The organism is Franconibacter daqui (assembly GCF_014644275.1).
Taxonomy (GTDB): Bacteria; Pseudomonadota; Gammaproteobacteria; order Enterobacterales; family Enterobacteriaceae; genus Franconibacter; species Franconibacter pulveris.
In genome coordinates this window covers 142,456-158,128 of sequence record NZ_BMKJ01000003.1, presented here as the reverse complement: position 1 = coordinate 158,128, position 15,673 = coordinate 142,456, and the positions used below count along the sequence as shown (strand labels likewise).

Sequence of the window (15,673 nt, the reverse complement as noted above, 5' to 3'; positions counted from 1 at the left end):
CCGCGCCGCGCGGGCGTGATAACCTTGCTTTTCATCTTCACGAATGGATATCGCTATGTCTTCTTTGCGTCTGCTGATTTCAGATTCCCACGACCCCTGGTTCAACCTGGCGGTGGAGGAGTGCATTTTCCGCCAGATGCCTGCGACTCAGCGGGTGCTGTTTCTGTGGCGCAATGCCGATACGGTGGTTATTGGGCGCGCCCAGAACCCCTGGAAAGAGTGCAACACCCGAAGAATGGAAGAGGATAACGTGCGCCTGGCGCGACGCAGCAGCGGCGGCGGCGCGGTCTTCCACGACCTCGGCAACACCTGCTTCACCTTCATGGCGGGCAAGCCGGAATATGACAAAAGCGTCTCCACGGCGATTGTGATTAACGCACTGGCGACGCTTGGCATTCCGGCGAGCGCTTCGGGGCGTAACGATCTGGTGGTGGCGACAGCGGAAGGCGACCGCAAAATCTCCGGCTCCGCCTACCGGGAGACGATGGATCGCGGTTTCCACCACGGCACGCTGCTGCTGAACGCCGACTTAAGCCGTCTCGCCAACTACCTGAACCCGGATAAGAAAAAACTGCAGGCCAAAGGCATCACCTCGGTGCGCGGGCGCGTGGCGAACCTCAACGATCTCTCTCCCGGCATCACCCATGCGCAGGTTTGCGAGGCGGTAACGCAGGCATTTTTTGACTACTACGGCGAGCAGGCGGCGGCGGAAGTGATTTCTCCGGACGCCGCGCCGGATTTGCCCGGCTTTGCGGAAACCTTTGCTCGCCAGAGTAGCTGGGAGTGGAACTTCGGCCAGGCACCCGCGTTTACCCATCTGCTTGACGAGCGGTTTACCTGGGGCGGCGTGGAGCTGCATTTCGATGTCGAAAAAGGCCACATCACCCGCACGCAGGTCTTTACCGATAGCCTTAACCCCGCGCCGCTGGAGGCGCTGGCCAATCGTCTGCAGGGCTGTGTTTATCGGCCAGAAGCGCTTAAGCAGGAGTGCGAAACGCTGATTGGCGATTTCCCGGCGCAGGAAGCGGAGTTACGCCAGGTCGCGGAGTGGATTGCGCAGGTGGTGCGCTAGATTTTCACCTTCCCCCCTTAAAAGGGCGCTGGAGAAAACCGCGGGCGGGTGCGTTCCGCTTTCCCCTGCAAGGCTACAAATCACGCTTTTACCTCCAGGGCAGCTAAACGGAGCGCCAGTCGTTATCCCGCACCCACAAAAAAGGGCGCCGCAGCGCCCTTTTCACTTCCAGTAAACGCTTACTCTTTATCGCCCAGCAGTACGGATTCCAGCGCGATTTTGATCATATCGTTGAACGTGGTCTGACGTTCAGCCGCCGTGGTCTGCTCATGGGTACGAATATGGTCGGAAACGGTGCAGATAGTCAGCGCTTTTGCGCCGAACTCCGCCGCCACGCCATAAATGCCCGCTGCTTCCATCTCCACGCCGAGGATGCCGTATTTTTCCATGACGTCGAACATGGACGGGTCCGGCGTGTAGAACAGATCTGCGGAGAAGATATTGCCCACGCGCGCGTCAACACCCAGCGCTTTCGCCGCGTCCACCGCATTACGCACCATGCCGAAATCCGCAATCGCGGCGAAGTCATGGTCTTTAAAACGCAGACGGTTAACTTTGGAGTCGGTGCAGGCGCCCATGCCGATAACGACATCGCGCAGCTTCACATCCGCACGCACCGCGCCGCAGGAGCCGACGCGGATGATTTTTTTCACGCCGAAATCGGTTATCAGCTCTTTGGTGTAGATGGAGCAGGACGGAATGCCCATGCCATGGCCCATCACAGAGATTTTGCGGCCTTTGTAGGTGCCGGTGAAGCCCAGCATGCCGCGCACGTTGTTCACTTCACGCACGTCTTCAAGGAAGGTTTCTGCAATGTGCTTCGCGCGCAGCGGGTCGCCCGGCATCAGCACAACGTCAGCGAAATCGCCCATCTCTGCATTAATGTGTGGGGTAGCCATTTTTTATTTTCCTTAACGTTTAAAACAAAAAGCAGGGCGGAATAATCCGCCCCGTTAAATCAGAACATCGCCTTGCCATATTCCATATCAGAGAGGCCAAAGTATTTGGCGACGGTCTGACCGATATCGGCGAAGGTTTCACGGTGGCCGAGCGAGCCCGGTTTCACTTTCGGGCCGTAGATCAGTACCGGAATGTGTTCGCGGGTGTGATCGGTGCCTTTCCAGGTCGGGTCGCAGCCGTGGTCGGCGGTAAAGATGATAATGTCATCTTCGCCAACGAGCTCCAGCAGCTCCGGCAGACGGCGGTCGAACAGCTCAAGGCCGCCCGCATAACCCGCCACGTCGCGACGGTGGCCCCAGGAGGAGTCAAAATCCACAAAGTTGGTAAAGACGATGGTATTGTCGCCAGCGTCTTTCATCTCTTTGATGGTGGCGTCAAACAATGCGTCAAGACCGGTGGCCTTCACCTTTTTGGTGATGCCCATGTTGGCGTAGATGTCCGCAATTTTACCTACGGAAACCACCTGGCCGCCCTTCTCGTCCACCAGCTTTTTCAGCACGACAGGTGACGGCGGTTCAACCGCCAGGTCGTGGCGGTTACCGGTGCGCTGGAAGTTACCCGCTTTGTCGCCGACAAACGGACGCGCGATGACGCGGCCAATGTTATAGCCGCCTTCGGTCAGCTCTTCACGGGCGATTTCGCACAGCTTATAGAGCCTGTCGAGGCCAAAGGTCTCTTCATGGCAGGCAATCTGGAAAACCGAGTCGGCGGAGGTGTAGAAAATCGGCTTGCCGGTTTTCATATGCTCTTCGCCCAGCTCATCCAGAATCACGGTGCCGGAAGAGTGGCAGTTGCCGAGATAACCAGGCAGATCCGCACGCTCAACCAGTTTGTCGAGCAGTTCCTGCGGGAAGCTGTTTTTCTCGTCGGTGAAATAGCCCCAGTCGAACAGCACCGGCACGCCGGCGATTTCCCAGTGGCCTGACGGGGTGTCTTTACCGGAAGAGAGTTCATGCGCCCAGGCGTAGGCGCCGGTGATTTCCGCTTCGCCATCCATACCCGCGGGGATAAAACCGGTCGCGCCTTCATGCGCCTTCGCCAGACCCAGTCTGGTCAGATTCGGCAGGTAGAGCGGGCCCTGGCGGCCTTTATCCGCCTCGCCCTTCGCGCAGGCCTCGGCGATATGGCCGAGGGTATCGGAACCCGCGTCGCCAAAGCGTTCCGCGTCTTCCGTTGCGCCAATTCCGAAAGAGTCCAGCACCATAATAAATGCACGTTTCATATGTTCTCCGTACCTTTTGCGCTGTAAAAAAGTGATCAGATCAGTATGCCACTTATTGGCTGATTCTGCGATAGACAACCGGCGAGCTTTCCGGTGCGGCATCGTTAATTTTGATTGCCGCTTTTACCGCTTCCGCCGCCTGTTTCCAGTTCGCTTCACTGCTGGCGTGAATGATAGCCAGTGGACGCTCGCCATCGACCTTCTCGCCAAGGCGCGCCATGTCGGTGAAGCCGACGCTGTAGTCAATGCGGTCTGAGGCCTGGCGACGACCGCCGCCCATGGCAACCACCGCCATACCGAGCGCGCGGGTGTCCATTTCGCTGACGAAACCGGCGCGATCGGCGTAAACCGCTTTGCTCAACATCGCGGTCGGCAGGTAGCGATCGTAATTTTCAATAAAATCGCCCGGCCCTTTCTGCGCCGCGACCATACGGCCGAAGATTTCCGCCGCGCTGCCGTTATCCAGCACCGCCTGAAGCTTGCCGCGCGCATCGGCTTCGTCTTTCGCAAGCTGGCCGGAGATGAGCATTTCCACGCACAGCGCCATGGTCACTTCATACAGACGGGGATTGCGGTACTCGCCGGTCAGGAAGCGCACCGCTTCACGCACTTCTACCGCATTACCGGCGCTGGAAGCCAGCACCTGGTTCATGTCGGTAAGCAGCGCCGTGGTGCGCACGCCCGCGCCGTTGGCAACGCCGACAATCGCTTCCGCCAGCTCTTTTGAGAGCTCCCAGGTCGGCATAAACGCCCCGCTGCCGACCTTCACATCCATGACCAGCGCGTCCAGCCCTTCGGCGAGCTTTTTCGCAAGGATAGAGCCAGTAATAAGCGGAATAGAATCGACCGTGGCGGTAATGTCGCGGGTGGCATAAAAGCGCTTGTCGGCAGGCGCCAGCGAGTTGGTCTGGCCGATAATCGCCACGCCGACCTCTTTAATAATCTGACGGAAGCGGTTGTCGTCCGGGAAAATATCGAAGCCCGGAATGGCTTCCAGCTTGTCGAGCGTGCCGCCGGTATGGCCAAGGCCGCGCCCGGAAATCATGGGAATGTAGCCGCCGCAGGCCGCCACCATCGGGCCAAGCATCAGCGAAGTGACATCGCCCACGCCGCCGGTCGAGTGTTTATCAACAATCGGGCCATTCAGGTTAAGGCTCTTCCACTCCAGCACGGTTCCTGAGTCTCGCATCGCCATGGTCAGCGATACGCGTTCCGGCATCGTCATATCGTGAAAGAAAATGGTCATCGCCAGCGCGGCGATTTGCCCTTCGGAAACCGTATTATCGCGAATGCCGTTGATAAAAAAACGAATCTCTTCATCGCTCAGCGGCTGGCCATCGCGTTTTTTTCGAATAATTTCTTGTGCGAGAAACAAGGTAACCCCCTGACGTCATCAGGTTAAAAGCGGCGGTGGCCCGCCGCAGAAGAGATTAGTACTGGCTGGCGCTTTTGCCGTCGCCGTGGCCGAGCGCTTTCAGCAGGCTCGCCAGCAGGCTGGAAGCGCCGAAACGGTAGTGACGGGCATCAGCCCAGTCAGCGCCGAAAAGCGCATCCGCCACCGCCAGGTATTTAGCCGCGTCTTCCGCCGTGCGCACGCCGCCCGCCGGTTTGAAACCTACGCTGTCCTGAACGCCCATATCGCGGATCGTTTCCAGCATAATGCGGGCGCTTTCCGGCGTGGCGTTAACCGGTACTTTACCGGTAGACGTTTTAATGAAGTCGGCGCCCGCTTTGATAGCGATTTCTGACGCTTTGCGGATTAACGCTTCTTCTTTCAGCTCGCCAGTTTCGATGATGACTTTCAACAGCACGTTAGCCGCCGCGCACGCGTCTTTACAGGCTTTAACAAGGTCAAAACCCACCTGCTCATTGCCAGCGATAAGCGCGCGATACGGGAACACGACGTCCACTTCATCCGCGCCATACGCGATGGCCGCACGGGTTTCCGCCAGCGCTATCTCAATGTCGTCGTTGCCGTGCGGGAAGTTAGTCACGGTTGCGATACGAATATCCGGCGTCCCCTGCGCTTTCAGGGTTTTACGAGCAATCGGAATAAAGCGCGGATAAATGCAGATGGCGGCGGTGTTGCCAACCGGGGTTTTCGCCTGATGACAAAGCGCAATCACCTTTTCATCGGTGTCGTCATCATTCAGGGTAGTGAGATCCATCAGTTGCAGCGCACGCAGGCTGCTTTTGGTCAAATCAGTCATAAAAATCTCCAACAAAAAAACGTATCTCAGAGGAGAAACTCAACACGTTGGAGCGGGCTTGGTTCCATGAAGAGGCGTGGCGCTAACCGCCAACACGTTAAGATCCTTCTCACCGCCGTTCACCACAGGGGATGTTAGAATTTTAACATCAGCGCTGAAGATGATTTTGTGTCGCGTTTCACAATTTGAAAAGCATGGATTGCATTCGTACAACCATTATATGTGATTAACATAACACTATAACAGCCTGTACCCGGGCCATGTATTAAAAATAGCGTGCTCGCCTGCGTCAGATTGAGGCGACGGCAAATGTTATAATAGTAACATATGCTACAGCAGCGAGCGGTTTATCGCCGTTAGAGTGAAGCGTAGCAAACCCGCGTTACGCGCAGGCGAACACTCTTCACAGGAGAGAAGAAAAACGCCAGATTTCAGGCGGAAAAATCGAACAGCTGCAGGGTATTTTGCAAAATGGTGTCGGCAATCAGTTCAGGCGGCTCAGGGCGCAGCTCACAAAGGACGTCAAACACGCCGTTTACTCGTTCCGGACGATTCGGCTGCCCCTGAAAACCGTTGAGCGGCATATCAGGCGCGTCGGTTTCCAGAAGCAGCGCTGAAAGCGGCAATTGCGCAATGACGTTGCGTGTTTTACTGGCGCGGGGATAGGTGATAGTGCCGCCCACGCCAATACGATAGCCCATCTCGACAAAACGCTGCGCCTGTTGCAGGCTGCCCGCGAAACCGTGCACCACCCCTTTACGCGGCAGGTCGTGCCGCTTCAGATGCATCGCCAGCTTATCGTGAGTGCGACGGGAGTGAAGGATAACCGGCAGTTCATAACGTTTCGCCAGCTGCAACTGCGCATCGAGTATCGCTTCCTGGCGCTCAAAAAGCGGGTTCTCCATATAGAGATCGAGGCCAATCTCCCCTATCGCCACCATTTTCTGCGGCCGGTTTTGCAAGTGGTGTTCGAGCAACGCCAGCGCCGCGTCGTTATGTTTGTAAATCACGATGGGATGCAGACCGAGCGCGGCATGGATGCCTTTATGCTCCTCAGCAAGCGACAGCACAGTAGCGAAACGCTCGGCTTCAATGGCGGGTAAGATTATCTTCTCAACGCCTGCCTGTGCCGCCTGCGCAAGACTTCTCGCCTCGTCGCCGGGAAAAGGCGCAAAATCAAAATGGCAATGGGTGTCGATAAAGCGCCGCATCAGGCCAGATCCTCGTTATCAAAAGCCGCATCGTTAGCCTCCGGCGCAAAAAGCGGCGTCGTCGCGACCGCGTCGTTGGCAACGGTAGCTGGCGGCACCACGAGCGTAGGCGGCGTCGCCACCCGATGGCGATGCAGCGGCGGCTTCGAGGTCAGAAGCTTACCGACTGTCGCCAGGAAGTAACGCCCGCACAGACGGCCAGTTTTATAATCCGCCATCAGCGCCGGCAAACGGCTGCCAAGCGCCATGCTCATCAGCGGCTTAGGCGGGTAGATTTCAAAAATACGCAGCTTGCCGGGGGGCTTTTCAATAAATTCCTGAATGGCGCGATAGCTGGTTTCATGGTGCTGCACCAGGTTTAATAGCGGCTGCAGGCTGCTGTCAGTGAGCCAGCGCTCCATGCGCTTAAACCACTGCGGAGTGTAATACATTTGCGAAGGCACGGTGCGGATAACCACAAGCGTGGTTGCCCCTCTGCGCGCCGCTTCCTGCACCGGGATAGCGTCGCTGATGCCGCCATCCTGGTAGCTTACGCCATCCAGCATTACGCCTGTGCGATAAAAGCCCGGTATGGCGCTGGACGCGCGGATAATATCAAGCCATGTCTGGTTTTGCGGCGCAAAGTAGCCGGGTGAGTAATCGTCGCTTCGACAAGCGCACATGTAAAATTCTTTACCGGCGTCAAACAAACGCGCCGCGCTGTCCATCGCCAACGGCATTTTGCTTGAAGTCGCCTCCACCAACCAGTCAAGGTCGATAAGGTTGCCGCCCCGTACAAAACGAACGGGATCAAAAAATTCGCGGGTTGTGGTATAGCGTGTAATGACGCGCCGGGCATAGCCGGGCTGGTTACAGACATAAGCAGAGAGATTTTGGGCGCCGGCGGAAGTGCCGTAGAACGCGTCGAAGGGGTTAAATTCAGCGCGCATGAACTCATCCAGCACACCGGCTGTGAAGATCCCGCGCTGCCCGCCGCCCTCGCATACGATAGCCAGCTTGCCGGGACGAAACGGCTTTAACGCCAGCGGCGCAATGTTGCCGAGCGTTACCGGAATACGTTGTCCCACCCTGCCACCTACTTTTTATTGCGCCCTTGAAGGCGCTTATTTTGCTCCCAAAGCGTGAAAGCCAGTCATAAAGACTGGCCTTCCCGTCTGCCTGTTACAGTTTTATCACACTATGGACGACGACGGCCCATGAAAAGACTGACCAGGAACAGAATAATACCCACAACGAAGACGATCTTCGCAGCGCCTGCTGCCGTACCCGCCAGGCCACCAAAGCCCAGAGCGGCGGCGATTAATGCGATAACCAGAAAAATAATGCCCCAACGAAACATAAGACTCTCCTTTACCATAGTTAAACTTTACCGCTTCTTAGTGAGCGTCTGACCCACTGACGGTGTTTTCTTGGTGGTCATACTTACCTTCTCTCCCGGCCACATCCGGGAGAGTGGGTCTGGGGTGTTACGACTTCACTTTCAGATCGTTTTTGACGCTTTTCACGCCATCAACGGCTTTAGCGATGCTTTCGGCCCGGTCAGACTGTTTCTGAGAATCCACGGTACCGGAGAGCTGAACGACGCCGTCAGTGGTTTCCACTTTAATCTTACGAGACGGCACAATGTCATCAGCCAGAAGTTTAGCTTTGATTTCGCTGGTAGTCGCTGCATCACCTGCGTAACCTTTCACCGACTGGTCTTTACCATCGCGAACATGCAGTTTGTCGCTGACAGACTGTACGCCTTCAACGCCTTTCGCGATTTTGACCGCCTGTTCAGCCTGCCCCTGGCTTTCTACGAAGCCGCTCAGGGTGACCACGCTTTTCTCGGTTTTCACGGAGATATCGGTGCTCTTGATGTTTTCATCGTCCACCAGGGCCGCTTTTACTTTTGCGGTGATGGCGCTGTCATCCATGAAATTACCGACTTTATTCATAGAGCTATCGATTTTTTGCCCTGCGGTATCGGCAGTGGATTTTGTTTTGTCCGCAACGGAGCTTTCAGCGTGAACCGCAGAAGTCGCCATTACAGAACCCAACACAACGGCCAGCAGAGTTTTCGAAATCTTAGTCTTGTTCATCGATTCATTCCTGTAGTTTGCTCAGAATTTGAGCCTTAAGCCATAACGACACTGGCTTTTCCTAAACAGCAGGGCTTGTGGCCTTGCTCAAGGTTGCTCAGACAGTGAAGCGTTCTGTCAACAGCCTCATGCTATTGCAGTAACTCTCGCCACACCGGCTTAAGTCAGTTATTAATATCAAACAAGTGATAAGTTCGCGGTTTAAACACTGCCAAACACGCATTGAATGGTTGTTTAAACCAGCGACCTTGTCATCACAGTGTTAAATATAGATCACTCTCTCAAAAACGCCTGGTGGCGAAGGCGAAAAAACGGCAAAACGGCAAAGAAAGCAGGAATTTAAGAAATTTCCGCAAGCGGGAAAACAGAGGGATAAAGCGCGGAAAAAAGAGGCGGGGCGCGGCTTGCGGCGCGCCCCGAAAGAAAAATTAATGCTCGCGTGTTTTACGGAAAACGACGTCAGGATAACGCTCCTGAGTCAGGTTCAGGTTGACCATGGTCGGCGCGATGTAAGTCAGGTTATCGCCGCCGTCCAGCGCCAGCTGCACTTCGTTTTTACGCTTGAACTCTTCAAACTTCTTCGCGTCTGCGCATTCAACCCAGCGGGCGGTTGCCACGTTTACCGATTCGTAAATCGCTTCAACGTTGTACTCGCTCTTCAGGCGCGCCACGACCACATCAAACTGCAGCACGCCTACTGCGCCTACGATCAGATCGTTGTTAGCCACCGGGCGGAAAACCTGCACCGCACCCTCTTCCGAAAGCTGCACCAGCCCTTTCAGCAGCTGTTTCTGCTTGAGCGGATCTTTCAGGCGGATACGGCGGAACAGTTCCGGCGCGAAGTTCGGAATGCCGGTGAACTTCATCATTTCGCCCTGGGTGAAGGTATCGCCAATCTGAATAGTGCCGTGGTTGTGCAGACCGATGATGTCGCCCGGGTAAGCTTCTTCAACATGAGAACGGTCGCCCGCCATAAAGGTCAGCGCGTCAGAGATAACCACATCTTTGCCGATACGCACCTGGCGCAGCTTCATACCCTTCTCGTATTTGCCGGATACCACGCGCATGAAGGCCACGCGGTCGCGGTGTTTCGGGTCCATGTTGGCCTGGATCTTAAAGACGAAGCCGGAAAACTTCTCTTCTTTCGCTTCGACTTCACGGGTGTCGGTTTTACGCGGCATCGGCGCAGGCGCCCATTCCACAAGACCGTCCAGCATATGGTCAACGCCGAAGTTACCGAGCGCGGTGCCGAAAAAGACCGGCGTGATTTCGCCGCTCAGGAACAGCTCCTGGTCGAATTCGTGCGAAGCCCCTTGCACCAGCTCAAGCTCGTCACGAAGCTGCTGAGCGAGATCGTCGCCTACGGCTTTATCGAGATCCGGGTTATCAAGACCTTTAACGATGCGCACTTCCTGAATGGTGTGGCCCTGCCCTGTCTGATAAAGGTAGGTTTCATCTTTATAAAGGTGATAAACGCCCTTAAAGAGCTTGCCGCAGCCAATCGGCCAGGTGATCGGCGCGCAGGCGATTTTCAGCTCGCTCTCCACTTCATCAAGCAACTCCATCGGGTCGCGGATGTCGCGGTCGAGTTTGTTCATAAAGGTCAGGATCGGCGTATCGCGCAGGCGGGTCACTTCCATCAGCTTGCGGGTGCGATCCTCAACCCCTTTCGCGGCGTCGATAACCATCAAGCAGCAGTCCACCGCCGTCAGAGTGCGGTAGGTATCTTCGGAGAAGTCTTCGTGGCCTGGGGTATCAAGCAGGTTTACGAGGCTCTCTTTATAAGGGAACTGCATCACGGAAGTGGTAATAGAGATGCCGCGCTGCTTTTCCATCTCCATCCAGTCTGATTTCGCATGCTGGCTGGAGCCGCGGCCTTTTACCGTACCGGCGGTCTGGATAGCCTGTCCGAACAGCAACACCTTTTCGGTGATAGTAGTTTTACCGGCGTCCGGGTGAGAGATGATGGCAAACGTGCGGCGTTTGGCCACCTCTTGCAAATAAGGAGACAACGTCATAGTCAAAATCTTCTGTGTAAGCGCGTGGCAAGGCGCCCCGCGGCGTGTGAGTCGAAAAATGCGGCTATTGTACCCATCAGTGGCGGGCAGACAATTATTGTTTACACAGCAGTTGCTCCAGTTCGCTCAATGAGGTGACCTGATAAAGCGGGGCGATATCTTCCGGCAGCGTACGCCCATGGTGGTTTAGCCAGCAGGTCGCTATCCCGGCGTTAATGCCGCCAAGAATATCCGACTCCGCCGTATCGCCCACCATCAACACGCATTCGCGCGGCGGGTTGCCCATGCGCTCCAGCGCATAATCAAACACGCGCGGGTCCGGCTTCGCCACCCCTACCTCTTCCGAAATCACAATGAGATCAAAATAGTCACGCAGCCCTGTGCGTTCAAGACGAATTTGCTGCAGCGCGGTAAAGCCGTTGGTAATGATGCCAAGCTTCGCCTTGCCTTTAAGCGAATCGAGCAGCGACACGGCGCCCGGCAGCGGCGCGCAAATTTCCGCCATCGCGTTGAGAAAAGCGCGGTTGAGGTCGCTTGCCGGCACGTTAAGACGCTCGGCCCAGCTTTCAAAACGCTGGTGTTGAAGCTGCAAAGCCGTGATGGCGCCGTTCTGATAATCGACCCAGAGCGGCTTATTGATGGCCTGGTAGTCCTGATAATCCTCGGCGGTGAAGGTCACGCTGTAGTCGAGAAACATCCGCTGTAAGCCGCCGAAAGCGTCAAAGGTAAACAGCGTTTCGTCAGCATCAAAGAGTATCCAGTCCCACTTCATTACATCACCTTTTCTTTGTTATCAGCCCAGCGGCAGGGCCATGATTATCGCGTCTTCGCGCCCCTCTTTGGTGGGGTAGTAATTACGGCGGATAGTCGCCTCGTTAAAGCCCAGGCTTTCATATAGCGCGATGGCGGCCACGTTAGAAGCCCGCACTTCAAGCCAGAGCGTGAGCACGCCGCGGGTTTCCAGCTCGCTGATTAAATGTTCGAGCAGCTGACGGCCAAGCCCGCGCCGCTGATAAGCGGGGTCGACCGCGATATTAAACAGGGTTGCTTCGTCGAGCACGACCTGGGTAATGGCGAAAGCCGCCATCTTGTCCGCCACATCCAGGCGGTAATTGAGGTAGCGTTCGCCCTGATTGCTGGCGAAAGTTTTCTCGCTCCAGGGAAAGGCGTGACTTCGCGTCTCAATGGCGTAAGCCGCCGCGAGATCAGTCGGCTGCAGGGAAGAAATCGTCATCATTTTCGCAAATTTGTTGCCACAAAGCGGCGCGAGCGGCGCTGCTGCGCCGAAGCCCTTCCAGCCCCGGCGAGACCAGCTTCGCGCCCGGCAGCGCAAGAGGCTCCGTCACGCCAAGACACCAGCTGTTGCAATGCCCGTCGTGCAGCATCGCCACCCGATCCGGCGTAAGCAGCATAACCTCATCGGGACGCAGCTTCAGCGTACGCAGCACATCCTGAATAATCGGCTCGCTCAGCGCAGGAAGTTCTTCCGCCACCATGACCAGACGGACATGAGCAGGCAGCGCGATAGCAATTTCGCCCAGCAGCGCGGCGGGGCGACGTAATACCCACTGGGTGATGCCCAGCTGTTGTAAACGCCAGTCTCGTCGGGATGTCATAGCGGTGCCTGAGTGAATGCCGGAGGGGCGCAAATATAGCAAATCCGTCGAACATGCGCCAACAAACCACTATAATCGCCCCTCAAGTTTCCAAAGGAGTTTTTCATGTCCGCTTTTTCCCCGGCAAGCGAAGTCCTGCTGCGCCACAGTGATGATTTTCTGGAAAGCCGCGTGCTGTTCGCCGGCGATATGCAGGATGACCTGCCCGCGCGCCTCGAGACGGCGGCAAGCCGCGCGCATACGCAACAGTTCCACCACTGGCAGGTGCTCAGCAAGCCAATGGGAGAGCGGGCGCAGTATGGCCTGACGGCTGACGCTGAACTGGTTGGCGACAGCGACACGCTTATCTACTACTGGCCGAAGAACAAACCCGAAGCGCAGTTCCAGTTGATGAACCTGCTTTCCCTGCTGCCGGTAGGAAGCGATGTGTTTGTGGTCGGCGAAAACCGCAGCGGCGTTCGCAGCGCCGAACAGATGCTGGAAGAGTACTGCCCGCTGACTAAAATCGACAGCGCCCGCCGCTGCGGTCTTTATCACGGTCGCCTTGAAGCCAAACCGACGTTCGATAAAGACGCCTGGTGGAACGAGTATCAACTGGACGAACTGACCATCAAAACGCTGCCGGGCGTTTTCAGCCGCGACGGGCTTGATGTCGGCAGCGATCTGCTGCTCGCTACCCTTTCGCCGCATACCAAAGGCAAAGTGCTCGATGTGGGCTGCGGCGCCGGCGTGCTGGCGGCAGTGCTGGCCAGCCACTCGCCGAAGGTGCGTCTGACGCTGTGCGACGTGAGCGCGCCTGCGGTGGAAGCAAGCCGCGCAACGCTTGCCGCGAATGGTTTTGAAGGCGAAGCTTTCGCAAGCAACGTCTATTCTGAAGTGAAAGGCCGCTTCGATATGATTATCTCCAACCCGCCGTTCCACGACGGGCTGCAGACCAGCTTTGAAGCCGCTCAGACGCTGATTCGCGGCGCGGTTAAGCACCTTAACAACGGCGGCGAGCTGCGCATAGTCGCGAACGCTTTCCTTCCTTACCCTAATTTGCTTGACGAAATGTTTGGCAACCATGAAGTACTGGCGCAGACCGGGCGCTTTAAGGTTTACCGCGCGGTCATGGGCCGTAACGCAAAGCGTTAATCGCTCCGCGTCACAAAAGTGCCGCTTTTTGCACCATTCAGAAAAGCGGCACGCAATTAACTGTTGACGAAGCCCAGAAAACATCTAGAATGCGCCTCCGTGGTTGCAATACTTCCCGGTATTGCTGGTATGCGAAGGTGGCGGAATTGGTAGACGCGCTAGCTTCAGGTGTTAGTGTCCTTACGGACGTGGGGGTTCAAGTCCCCCCCCTCGCACCAAAGACCACATGATATTGCTCTCACCGGGCGAAGGTGGCGGAATTGGTAGACGCGCTAGCTTCAGGTGTTAGTGTCCTTCGGACGTGGGGGTTCAAGTCCCCCCCCTCGCACCAACGAGGCGATATCAAGATTCAGAATACAGTGCGAAGGTGGCGGAATTGGTAGACGCGCTAGCTTCAGGTGTTAGTGTCCTTCGGACGTGGGGGTTCAAGTCCCCCCCCTCGCACCACTTTCTGAATACCTCTTCTCTTTTTCTTTCCTTGAGTTGCCTTCCTTAAGCTTTACCCTTTCAGGTTCATTACCATCAGCATGAGTCCGCTTGCGAATGCAATGCACGACGGCAGCAGCAGGAAATGGCGTAACCGTTTGTGAAAAAGCATTAGTGACGTGGAAAGCAGCGCCAACACCACAATCAAGCGCCACTGCGCAAAGCTAAGATCGCTCAACGCCAGCAGCATCACCAGGATGCCGGGCACGATAATTCCCCATCCGCTTTCCAGCCGCTTTTGCAACATGTCTCTGTCTCTCGCATCGATAATGATAAACAATATCATATGATATTAATTCTCATCTGTCAGCGTTTACAATGAAGCGGGTTATCCTTTGCGCATGGCTAATGACATGCCTGCGCTAAGGTGATAAATTGGACATCATTACAGCAGCATTAAACTCTTATTTAACTTTTGCGAAACTATTGTTTCGCCCGTTATTTCTTTCACCTGGCTTTTAAATCTGTTACGGCGCTGATAAATAACGACTTATATATGACAGCTCAAACCTGGCGAGCCCTGCTTAAAGAGAAATATCAACTCTCTCTACGCTTGTTTCTGTTTCTTAACGCTTTCTCCGCACTGTTTAGCATCGTGAGCCCGCTCTATGCCGCTCAACAAGTTACACTGCCTTTAACTGGCGTGCTTGTCGGCAGTACAGGGCTGCTTATCTGGCACGCGCTGAACAGCCAACGACGCATTAATATTAACCTGGTATCTTTACTCTTCGGGCTGATGTGGGCTGCGCAAATCGCCCTTAAATTCACGGTGATTCCGAAACCCGACCTCTCGTACCTGCTGGTGGCGTTGCTCACCGTACTGTTTATCGGCTCGTTATCTTTTATCAATAACCTCATCGCTTTTACCTGCCACTGCCTGCCGGTTATCGTCACTGTTATCTGGCTTGATCAGGCACAGCATTTGATGCGCATGGCTTATGCCGTCGCGCTGCCAATGCTCGGCATCGCCATTCAGCACCTCATTCAGAAACGCAGCGACACCTTTTCGCAGGGTCTGATGTTAAAGCTGCTGGAAGAAAAAGAGACGCTGACTGATTTAAGCATGATGGACCCGCTTACGGGTCTTTATAACCGACGCGGCTTTCAGAACCGGCTGGAGCATGTGCTGGCGCTCGGCACCGGCCAGCATTTCGTCATGCTGATGGATATCGACCATTTCAAAGCTTATAACGACCACTACGGGCATATGATGGGCGACCAGGCGCTGACGCGGGTTTCCGCCGCTATTCGCGATTCGGTGCGCTCGCGTGATATCGTTACCCGTTACGGCGGCGAAGAGTTTCTGGTGCTTCTGACGAATTCCGATCCCCAGAGTGCCCGCCAGGCTGCGGAGCGCATTCGTCAACGCGTTTATGATTTACGTATCCCACATATGTTTAACGAAAGCGTGGCGACCAATGTGACGCTAAGCATTGGCATTGCGCCACTGGAAAATCAGGATATCGATTCGGCGCTGCGTCAGGCGGATGCCGCGCTTTATGAAGCTAAAAATCAGGGACGTAACCACATTCTTTTCTCTGAATCTCGCCACGCTGCCTGAGCATTTTGCGTCAGGCTCCACATCTTGAGGAATTACGGATACCCGCTTCGGCGAATCCGCTTGCTATCGGCTCCGCCTATAGTTAGGATTGGCAATCATTAT

16 protein-coding genes and 3 tRNA genes are annotated in these 15,673 nt (G+C 55.7%); 6 read left to right on the top strand and 13 right to left on the bottom strand.

What is annotated here, in order from left to right:
* Window positions 1-55 precede the first annotated feature (55 nt).
* On the top strand, window positions 56-1,072 hold the full coding sequence (gene lplA, locus IEX01_RS12995) for a lipoate--protein ligase (RefSeq protein WP_188723997.1): 1,017 nt from the start codon (window positions 56-58) through the stop codon (window positions 1,070-1,072).
* 179 nt (window positions 1,073-1,251) lie between these two features.
* Here the strand turns inward: lplA and deoD are convergent, their stop codons facing one another.
* The 12 genes from deoD to IEX01_RS12935 all read right to left on the bottom strand — a co-directional run bounded on the left by deoD (window position 1,252) and on the right by IEX01_RS12935 (window position 12,390).
* On the bottom strand, window positions 1,252-1,971 hold the full coding sequence (gene deoD, locus IEX01_RS12990; protein WP_004857662.1) for a purine-nucleoside phosphorylase: 720 nt from the start codon (window positions 1,969-1,971) through the stop codon (window positions 1,252-1,254).
* A 59-nt stretch (window positions 1,972-2,030) separates the two neighbouring features.
* Complete coding sequence (deoB, locus tag IEX01_RS12985; protein WP_024556412.1) at window positions 2,031-3,254, bottom strand: phosphopentomutase; 1,224 nt, start codon at window positions 3,252-3,254, stop codon at window positions 2,031-2,033.
* 52 nt (window positions 3,255-3,306) lie between these two features.
* Entirely contained in the window at window positions 3,307-4,629 is a 1,323-nt protein-coding gene (gene deoA, locus IEX01_RS12980; RefSeq protein WP_024559968.1) for a thymidine phosphorylase, read from the bottom strand.
* A 55-nt stretch (window positions 4,630-4,684) separates the two neighbouring features.
* Window positions 4,685-5,464: a deoxyribose-phosphate aldolase gene (gene deoC, locus IEX01_RS12975; protein WP_048887749.1), complete on the bottom strand. Its 780-nt coding sequence runs from the start codon at window positions 5,462-5,464 to the stop codon at window positions 4,685-4,687.
* Window positions 5,465-5,895: 431 nt separating this feature from the next.
* Window positions 5,896-6,678, bottom strand: a complete 783-nt coding sequence (locus tag IEX01_RS12970) for a TatD family hydrolase (RefSeq protein WP_024559967.1) — start codon at window positions 6,676-6,678, stop codon at window positions 5,896-5,898.
* A complete protein-coding gene (locus IEX01_RS12965) occupies window positions 6,675-7,742 on the bottom strand; it encodes a patatin-like phospholipase family protein (protein WP_024559516.1) in 1,068 nt (355 codons plus the stop codon). The genes IEX01_RS12970 and IEX01_RS12965 overlap by 4 nt, the downstream gene beginning before the upstream one ends.
* A gap of 110 nt (window positions 7,743-7,852) precedes the next feature.
* Window positions 7,853-8,014 (bottom strand): DUF1328 domain-containing protein, encoded by a 162-nt coding sequence (locus IEX01_RS12960; protein ID WP_002437547.1) that lies wholly within the window; start codon window positions 8,012-8,014, stop codon window positions 7,853-7,855.
* 127 nt (window positions 8,015-8,141) lie between these two features.
* Window positions 8,142-8,756 (bottom strand): molecular chaperone OsmY, encoded by a 615-nt coding sequence (gene osmY / locus IEX01_RS12955; protein ID WP_188723996.1) that lies wholly within the window; start codon window positions 8,754-8,756, stop codon window positions 8,142-8,144.
* Window positions 8,757-9,184: 428 nt separating this feature from the next.
* Window positions 9,185-10,774 (bottom strand): peptide chain release factor 3, encoded by a 1,590-nt coding sequence (gene prfC, locus IEX01_RS12950; RefSeq protein ID WP_188723995.1) that lies wholly within the window; start codon window positions 10,772-10,774, stop codon window positions 9,185-9,187.
* Between the two features lie 94 nt (window positions 10,775-10,868).
* Window positions 10,869-11,546 carry a pyrimidine 5'-nucleotidase gene (gene yjjG, locus IEX01_RS12945; protein ID WP_188723994.1) on the bottom strand — a complete coding sequence of 226 codons (678 nt, stop codon included), beginning with the start codon at window positions 11,544-11,546 and terminating at the stop codon, window positions 10,869-10,871.
* Between the two features lie 21 nt (window positions 11,547-11,567).
* On the bottom strand, window positions 11,568-12,011 hold the full coding sequence (gene rimI / locus IEX01_RS12940) for a ribosomal protein S18-alanine N-acetyltransferase (protein WP_024559512.1): 444 nt from the start codon (window positions 12,009-12,011) through the stop codon (window positions 11,568-11,570).
* A complete protein-coding gene (locus tag IEX01_RS12935; protein ID WP_024559964.1) occupies window positions 11,980-12,390 on the bottom strand; it encodes a DNA polymerase III subunit psi in 411 nt (136 codons plus the stop codon). The genes rimI and IEX01_RS12935 overlap by 32 nt, the downstream gene beginning before the upstream one ends.
* A 105-nt stretch (window positions 12,391-12,495) precedes the next feature.
* Here IEX01_RS12935 and rsmC point away from each other — a divergent pair, with 105 nt between their 5' ends.
* The 4 genes from rsmC (at window position 12,496) to IEX01_RS12915 (ending at window position 13,971) form a co-directional block, all read left to right on the top strand.
* The gene (gene rsmC / locus IEX01_RS12930; protein WP_024559510.1) at window positions 12,496-13,524 is read left to right on the top strand and encodes a 16S rRNA (guanine(1207)-N(2))-methyltransferase RsmC; all 1,029 of its coding nucleotides are present in this window, start codon (window positions 12,496-12,498) and stop codon (window positions 13,522-13,524) included.
* Between the two features lie 131 nt (window positions 13,525-13,655).
* A tRNA-Leu gene (locus IEX01_RS12925) sits at window positions 13,656-13,742 on the top strand.
* A 27-nt stretch (window positions 13,743-13,769) separates the two neighbouring features.
* Window positions 13,770-13,855, top strand: a tRNA-Leu gene (locus tag IEX01_RS12920).
* A 30-nt stretch (window positions 13,856-13,885) separates the two neighbouring features.
* Window positions 13,886-13,971, top strand: a tRNA-Leu gene (locus IEX01_RS12915).
* Between the two features lie 52 nt (window positions 13,972-14,023).
* On the opposite strand, the gene IEX01_RS12910 is transcribed toward IEX01_RS12915, so the two are convergent.
* Entirely contained in the window at window positions 14,024-14,296 is a 273-nt protein-coding gene (locus tag IEX01_RS12910; RefSeq protein ID WP_048887750.1) for a DUF1435 domain-containing protein, read from the bottom strand.
* Window positions 14,297-14,506: 210 nt separating this feature from the next.
* Here IEX01_RS12910 and IEX01_RS12905 point away from each other — a divergent pair, with 210 nt between their 5' ends.
* Window positions 14,507-15,571 carry a diguanylate cyclase gene (locus tag IEX01_RS12905; protein WP_188723993.1) on the top strand — a complete coding sequence of 355 codons (1,065 nt, stop codon included), beginning with the start codon at window positions 14,507-14,509 and terminating at the stop codon, window positions 15,569-15,571.
* Window positions 15,572-15,673: the final 102 nt, after the last annotated feature.